Below are 7,761 nucleotides of genomic sequence, written 5' to 3'. Positions count from 1 at the left end.
CGCGAGGTCCGGGAGGAAGGCATCGGGCCGGGCGGCCGCGAGGGTACGGCGGATGTCGGCCGCCTCCTGCGTAGCGGCGAGGGCGTCTTCCCGCCGCCCCAGCTCGGAGAGCCTCGCGCCCAGATTGTTGAGGCTCATCGCGAGGTCGGACAGGCCGTCTTCATCTTCCGCTGCAGCCCGTGGCCTTGCCAGCTCGACAAGCCGGCCGGCCAGAACACAAGCCATGTCCGCGAGCCTGAGCGTTTGATCAGGGCAGTGGCCATGGAGTGCCTGCGATGTTTCCAAATCGAGCGTTGTAGCCGCGCCCTCAATGAGGCCCGCCAGGTCGCCCGGTGTTTCCAGCGCAACGGTGATGAGATCCTTCGCCAGCGCCGCGCCGCGTGTGTGCAGGACGTGTTCGAGCAGGCGGCGGGCCCGCGCAGCCTTGGTCCCATGTTCACCCCGGCTCGCGCGGTTGAGCACCGTCAGGATCATCCGGCGGCGGGGCTCCTCCTCGCCTGCCCAGTCGAGACAGGCATCCACCAGCCGCTCATCGCCATCGGCGGCGGCCAGGTGCTCGCCCACAAGGTCCGGCTCAAGCGCCATCAGCGCCCCGGCCTGCGTCCCGTAGAAACGCCCGAGATCCGCGAGCGGTTCGGCCGCCTCCGCAGGCGCCTTTCGCCCGAAAAACGCATCCCCCAGCAACAACGCCTCGGCCTCCGGCCGGGTCACACCGCCCGCCAGCGTTGTCTGGATGCTGCCCCGGTTCAGGGCGGCCTTGCGGGGCTCGGTGAAAGCTGCCCCGATCGCCGTTCGCCAATATTTGCGTTCAAGCCCCAGCATGCCGTCAAGCAGGGCGGCAACACTGGTGGCCTCCGGCGTGTCACCCTGCAGACTGAGCAGCGCGGCGATCTGAATCATCAGCGGACGAGCATAGGCGTCAGAAGACAACTCAGACCTGATCTGTTCCGGGATCGGCTTTTCGCTCAGATCACCCCACCCGGCAAAGGCATCCGGCGCCTCGGCCCGGATCCGGCTGATTGCCTGCCGGAACCCGGCGGTGGCTTCAAGGAACAGGTGTTCGCGCTCAGAAGCCGCTTCAAACGGTGTGAGCTGCAAAACTGTATCCAGCTCACTGAACCCGGCCTGCAATTCAGCGCTCTCCTCAACCGCCCGGTCCCACCATTCGCCTGCCGAGCGGGCGAGAAGGACAAGCCGCAGCTTTCGATCAGGGCGTTTGGCAGCCGCCCTAGCCATCAGCCCGGCATAGCGCGCAGCCTCCTCCTGACGGCGCTCGGCATAGTCGAGCACGAGCATCAGCCCGGTCTGACGGTCAGTGTCGATCAGCGCTTCGATGGCAAGCCGGTGCATCTCCTCATCTGGAGCAAGCGGGGTCTCGACAAACCCGGCGGCCCAATCCTGCTGCCGGAGATCGGAGCAGACTTCCGCCATCAACCGGGTCTTGCCGAGGCCGCCCGGTCCATGCACCAGCCGCCCCCTGAGCGGGCGTCCCTCCTGCGCCCAGGCTGCAAACCCCTGCCTCAGCCCATGCACATCGAGATAAGGCGCCAGCGCCAGCCTCGCATTGAGCAGGAGAGCGGGGGTTACATGCGCGACTGACGATAGCGGCTCCTGCTTGGGGGAAAGTGCCGGCTTGCCGGTCGCCCGCTCATAAAAGGCAGCCGCATCCAGCTTCTCCGGACGCTCACCCCGCCAGCGTCGCAGGATCGCCCGGACCACGGCGTCAATGTTCTCAACCTTCTCGGCCTGGTACTCGCCGAAAGGCTTCGGGATGTCCTTCGGGTCGAAGCCCGGTGCCAGCAGGTTGACGAGCCGTCCGCTGGTCAGCGCCTGCCGGGCTTCGGCAATCACATAGTCGCTCGCAGCGGCTCCATTTGACCAGATGACCACCACGACCCGGGCTGCCGAGAGCGCTGCATCGATCTGCGCCCGGAAGGTGTCATACGCGTCAAGATCCTTATCCCACCAGACTGAAAGGCTTTCGGCTTGCAGGGCCTCCGCCAGCGCAGCCGTCACCTCCCAGTAGCGGCTGGAATAGCTGATAAAGATATCCACGTCACCCCCCCCCGTGTCCCGTTCGAAGGAACGCTAGCGGCAACCTTTGCAGATCACAAGTTCAGGCAGAAATGGCCGGACCTGTGCCAGCCAAAGCCGCTGCCTGCTGCCTGCTGCCTGCTGCCAAAATCTGGCCAGGAAGGGGAATGCCAACAAAGTCGGCGGGTGCTTGATTGTTTTTAGCCGGAGATAACTATACCCCCCCCGCTTCGCAGGGGAGGATGGCGCTGCGCCCGGATGCCCCCTTATCCTCCCCCGCCTGCGGGGGAGGTGCCCCGTAGGGGCGGAGGGGGAACCAATCTCTGCCTAGATATCCAGGTCGCCCGCAAACGCGGCGTTCTCCTGGATGAAGCGGAAGCGCAGCTCGGCCTTCTTGCCCATCAGCGTGTTGATGAGTTCGGCTGGGCGCATCTCCGTCAGCTCGTCCATCGTGGCGGGCAGCGTCACCCGGGCCAGCGTGCGCGTGGCCGGGTTCATGGTGGTCTCTTTCAGTTGCGACGGGTTCATCTCGCCAAGGCCCTTGAAGCGCGTGACATCAACCTTCTGGTTGCCCTTGAAGTGTTGTTTCACGATCTCAGCCCGGTGAGCGTCGTCCATCGCATAATGGATGTTGCCCTTGTTGGAGAGCTTGTAGAGCGGCGGCATGGCGAGGAACAGCCGGCCCGCCTCGATCAGGCCGGGTGTCAGCCGGTAGAAGAAGGTGATCAAGAGCGCAGCGATGTGGGCGCCGTCGACATCGGCGTCGGTCATGATGATGACGCGCTCATAGCGCAGGTCATCGATGTTGAACTTGCGGCCAAGGTCCGTGCCGAGGGCCAGCGACAGGTCCGCGAGCTCCTGGTTGCCCATCAGCTTGTCGTCGGAGGCGCTCTCGACGTTCAGGATCTTGCCGCGCAGGGGCAGGATGGCCTGGGTCTCCCGGTCGCGGGCCTGCTTGGCGCTGCCGCCGGCCGAGTCGCCCTCGACGAGGAACAGCTCGGTGCCCTCCGGCCCCTTGGCCGAACAGTCGGCCAGCTTGCCGGGCAGACGCAGCTTCTTGGTGGCCGACTTGCGTGAGACTTCCTTAGCCTTGCGGCGGCGGGCGCGTTCATCGGCGCGGTCGATGGCCCAGCTGAGCAGCTTGTTCGCTTCCTTCGGGCTCGCCGCCAGCCAGTGATCGAAATGGTCGCGCACGGCTGTTTCCACCAGGCGGAAGGCGTGGGTGGAGGACAGCTTGTCCTTGGTCTGGCCAACGAATTCAGGCCCCCGGATGAACACGGAGAGGAGGAGGCCCGCATGGCCCATCACATCCTCGGCGGTGACTTCGGAGGCTTTCTTGTTGCCGGTCAGCTCACCGAAATTGCGGATGCCCTTGGTGATGGCGGAGCGGAAGCCCGCTTCATGCGTGCCGCCTTCCGGGGTCGGGATGGTGTTGCAGTAGGAGCGGGCGAAGCCGTCCGCCTCACCAAAGCCGGCCTGTGTCCAGGCAATCGCCCATTCGACCTTGCCTTCCTCGCCCATGTCGACGAGGCCGGTGAACGGGGTCTCGGTGATCGTGCCCTTGTCGCCGAACACTTCCGACAGCTGGTCGGCAAGGCCGTTGGGATAGGTGAGCACTGCGTCGGCAGGCACCTTCGAATCTTCAGGCAAAAGCTCGGGATCGCACGACCAGCGCACTTCAACGCCGCGATAGAGATAGGCCTTCGAGCGCGCCATCTGGAACACCCGCGCCGGGCGCCAGCGCAGCTTGTCGCCAAAGATCTGGGCGTCCGGCTTGAACTTGACCGATGTGCCGCGCCGGTTGGGCGCTGCGCCGACTTTCTCGAGCTTGCCGAGCGGCGCGCCGCGCGAGAACACCTGCCGGTAAAGCGTCCGGTCGCGCGCAACCTCCACTTCGACCTTCTCGGACAGCGCGTTGACCACCGAGATGCCCACCCCGTGCAGGCCGCCGGCGGTCGAATAGGCCTTGTCCGAGAATTTCCCGCCGGAGTGCAGCGTCGTCATGATGACTTCGAGCGCTGATTTTTTGGGGAATTTCGGGTGGGGGTCCACCGGGATGCCGCGCCCGTTATCGGTGACGGTGATGAAGCCGTCGGTGTCGAGGCGAATCTCGATGCGGTTTGCATGACCCGCGACGGCCTCGTCCATCGAGTTGTCGAGCACTTCGGCGAACAGGTGGTGCCAGGCGCGTTCGTCGGTGCCGCCGATATACATCCCGGGTCGCTTGCGGACGGGCTCAAGGCCTTCGAGGACCTCGATATCCTTGGCGGAATAGCCCGAGGAGGCTGCCAGCAGGTCGTCCTGCTTGATCTGCCGCGCTGAGGACATGGGGCCTTGTCTCCGTCGGTCTGATGGGCCGGCGCGGCCGGCGGTCACTGCCTGAACAGATGCGGCCGGAGCCCCTAATGGGGCGTTAACCTTCGGCCTTCTGCCAGACGCCGGTTTCTGGCGGGGTTCGAGGCGGCGGGCAAGGGGCTAGTCCAGCCCTGGAAGATCGTGCAGAGTCAGGGATCCAGCAGGGTGCAGGATGCTCGAAAACCGGCCATTTTTCAGGTTCCATCCGGGCGCCTATGATCGGGTGTTCGAGCCGAGCGATGCCGTTTGTGTGATCTGCGAGGCCCCTTGCGTCTGGCGATACACGGGCTCGATCTACCTGGCCCGGAAACCCGACCCCGTGTGCGCGCGTTGTATCGCGACGGGGCGGATCGAAGCGTTTGCCCCTGGGCAGTTTGGCCAGTTGCATGATGCGGATATTGCCGGTGCCAGCGCGAAGCTTGTGCAGGAAGTGCTGCAGCGGACGCCGGGGTTCGACACTTACAATCCTTTTGAGTGGCCAGTGGTGGATGGTGAACCCCTCGCCTTCATCGGCCATGGCGATGACCCGGCGGTCTGGAAGGATCCCGCGGTACAAGCCGCGATCAACGCGATGTTTAATGAAGCCGGCTGGGATCATGGGGATGGGCCGAGCCCGTATGCACTGGTGTTCAGGTCACTCCGGACAGGAGCCTTTGTGGCTGTGATGGACCTCGATTGATGTATCGACGGTATCGCGCTTGGCGCGCGCGTCAGCCATCAGAAATATTCACAGAATTGTTGCGCAGCGCGTCGCTTGAAGCGTTAAGCTGATGTTTCCACATCTGGCAGGCCGCCCGATAAATGCCTGAATTGGCGGCGCAAACTATGTCAGGGTTGCCGCTGAGCGGGACCCGAATCACCAAGGAGGCACTCTGAAGATGCCAAGGACCAGAACCGTACCGGTGTTGCCGCTTCGGGACATCGTTGTTTTTCCTGACATGGTCGCCCCGCTCTTCGTCGGCCGCGACAAGTCCGTTCGCGCCCTCGAGATGATCGAGGAGACCGAGAACGAGATCATGCTGGTCGCCCAGCGCGACGCCGCCATCGACAATCCCGATGCGGGCGACATGCACACGACCGGCACGCTGGCGACCATCCTCCAGCTCCTGAAACTGCCCGACGGCACGGTGAAGGTCCTCGTCGAAGGCCGCGCCCGTGCGCGCCTGGTCGAGCTGCATGACCGCGTCGAGTATTTCGAAGCCGAAGTTTACCTGATCCCCGAGGCCAAGTCCTCCGGCGCTGACATCGAAGCCCTGATGCGCGCCGTGCAGGAGCAGTTCGAGAGCTATGTGAAGCTCAACCGCAAGATCCCGCCCGAAGCCGTCACCACGATCGGCCAGCTGACCGACCCCGGGAAGCTCGCTGACCATGTCGCCTCGAACCTGTCGGTGAAGCTCTCCGAGAAGCAGGAACTGCTGGAGATGCCGGACGTGAAGGACCGGTTGGAGCGCGTCTTCGCCCTCATGGAGGGCGAGATGGGCATGCTCCAGATGGAGCGGAAGATCAAAAACCGCGTCAAGCGCCAGATGGAGAAGACGCAGCGCGAGTATTACCTGAACGAGCAGATGAAGGCGATCCAGCGCGAGCTGGGCGAGCAGGGCGAGGGCGGCGAGCGCGATGAGCTGGCTGAACTCGAACAGAAGATCGCCGACACGCCCCTCAGCCAGGAAGCCCGCGGCAAGGCGGAAGCCGAGCTCAAGAAACTGCGCCAGATGTCGCCGATGTCGGCCGAATCCACGGTCGTGCGCAACTATCTCGACTGGCTCCTCTCGCTGCCCTGGGGCAAGCGCAAGGATATCGAGACGGATCTGGTAAAAGCGGAGACGCAGCTCGATGACGACCATTACGGCCTCGACAAGGTCAAGGAGCGCATCCTTGAATACCTCGCCGTTCAGAAACGTACCGGCCGCCTGAAAGGCCCGATCCTCTGCCTCGTCGGCCCGCCCGGCGTCGGCAAGACTTCGCTCGGCCGTTCTATCGCTGAAGCCACGGGGCGCGATTTCGTGCGCGTGTCGCTCGGCGGCGTGCGTGACGAGAGCGAGATCCGGGGGCACCGGCGCACCTATATCGGCTCCATGCCGGGCCGGGTGATCCAGAGCCTCAAGAAGGTCAAATCCGGCAATCCGCTCTTCCTGCTCGACGAGATCGACAAGATGGGCATGGACCACCGGGGCGACCCGGCCTCGGCCCTGCTTGAAGTGCTGGACCCTGAGCAGAACGCGACGTTCAACGACCACTATCTCGAAGTCGATTACGACCTCTCCGATGTGATGTTCGTGACGACAGCGAACTCGCTCAATATGCCCCAGCCGCTTCTGGACCGTATGGAGATCATCCGGATTGCGGGGTATACGGAGGATGAGAAGCTCGAGATCACCAAGCGCCACCTCGTTCCGCAGGTGCGTGAGGATCACGGGCTGAAAGAAGGCGAATGGATCGTCACCGACGACGCCATCCGCGATCTCATCCGCTACTATACCCGCGAAGCCGGGGTGCGCAGCCTGAAGCGCGAGATCGCGCGCCTCGCCCGCAAGGCGGTGCGTGTGCTCGCCGCCGAGGAAGTCGGCACGCTGACCATCGGCCGCGAAAACCTCGCCGAATATGCCGGCGTGCGCAAATATCGCTACGGCCTCGCCGACGACACCGATCAGGTCGGCGCCGTCACCGGCCTTGCCTGGACTGAAGTCGGCGGTGACCTGCTCACCATCGAGGCGGTCAAGATGCCGGGCCGGGGCAATATGCGCGTCACGGGCAATTTGCGCGATGTCATGAAGGAGTCGATCCAGGCGGCAAGCTCGCTCGTCCAGTCGCGCTCCGTCGCCATGGGCATCCGGCCGACCGTCTTCAACACGACGGACATTCACGTCCACGTGCCGGACGGCGCAACGCCCAAGGATGGGCCTTCGGCGGGGATCGCGATGACCACCGCCATCGTCTCGCTGCTGACCGGTGTGCCGGTCAATCGCGAGGTCGCGATGACGGGCGAGGTGTCGCTGCGCGGCCGGGTGCTGCCCATCGGCGGCCTGAAGGAGAAACTCCTCGCGGCCCTGCGCGCGGGCATCAAGACGGTGCTGATCCCGGCCGAGAACGAGAAGGATCTCGACGAGATCCCGGACAATGTGAAGACCGGGCTCAAGATCGTTCCTGTCTCGGACATCAGCGAGGTTCTGAAGCTCGCACTGACCGGGCCGCTGGAGCCGATCGAGTGGTCAGAAGCCGATGAGGCGGCCTTGCAGGCAAGCCTCTCCGGCCGCGGCCGTCCGCCGGAAGAGCCGGGCTCGGTCCGCGCACACTGAACGCCGGCAAACGTAGCCATTTCCGGAAAGCCCCCTCCCGCGAGGGGGCTTTTCTCTTTCTGCGGCGGCGCGCCCT

The 7,761-nt window shown here is 64.6% G+C and carries 4 protein-coding genes; 2 read left to right on the top strand and 2 right to left on the bottom strand.

Going from position 1 to position 7,761, the window contains the following annotated elements:
* Both ACK4SV_RS14645 and parE read right to left on the bottom strand, forming a co-directional pair.
* On the bottom strand, window positions 1-2,055 hold a 2,055-nt coding region (locus ACK4SV_RS14645; protein ID WP_409918588.1), incomplete at its 3' end, for a TIR domain-containing protein.
* A 306-nt stretch (window positions 2,056-2,361) separates the two neighbouring features.
* Window positions 2,362-4,362, bottom strand: coding sequence for a DNA topoisomerase IV subunit B (parE, locus tag ACK4SV_RS14640; RefSeq protein ID WP_409918587.1), 2,001 nt, complete (start codon window positions 4,360-4,362; stop codon window positions 2,362-2,364).
* A gap of 199 nt (window positions 4,363-4,561) precedes the next feature.
* On the opposite strand from parE, the gene ACK4SV_RS14635 reads away from it, so the two are divergent.
* Both ACK4SV_RS14635 and lon read left to right on the top strand, forming a co-directional pair.
* Window positions 4,562-5,068, top strand: a complete 507-nt coding sequence (locus ACK4SV_RS14635; protein WP_409918586.1) for a CbrC family protein — start codon at window positions 4,562-4,564, stop codon at window positions 5,066-5,068.
* A 199-nt stretch (window positions 5,069-5,267) separates the two neighbouring features.
* Window positions 5,268-7,685 carry an endopeptidase La gene (gene lon, locus ACK4SV_RS14630; protein ID WP_409918585.1) on the top strand — a complete coding sequence of 806 codons (2,418 nt, stop codon included), beginning with the start codon at window positions 5,268-5,270 and terminating at the stop codon, window positions 7,683-7,685.
* The last annotated feature ends 76 nt before the right edge of the window (window positions 7,686-7,761 follow it).

The organism is Hyphomonas sp. (genome assembly GCF_046313735.1).
Taxonomy (GTDB): Bacteria; Pseudomonadota; Alphaproteobacteria; order Caulobacterales; family Hyphomonadaceae; genus Hyphomonas.
Note: the sequence above shows the minus strand (reverse complement) of the source record. Positions and strands in the feature narration are given on the sequence as shown.

Coding starts and splice junctions, on each gene's coding strand:
- parE (WP_409918587.1), bottom strand. CDS start 4,362: ATGTCCTCAGCGCGGCAGATCAAGCAGGACGACCTGCTGGCAGCCTCC.
- ACK4SV_RS14635 (WP_409918586.1), top strand. CDS start 4,562: ATGCTCGAAAACCGGCCATTTTTCAGGTTCCATCCGGGCGCCTATGAT.
- lon (WP_409918585.1), top strand. CDS start 5,268: ATGCCAAGGACCAGAACCGTACCGGTGTTGCCGCTTCGGGACATCGTT.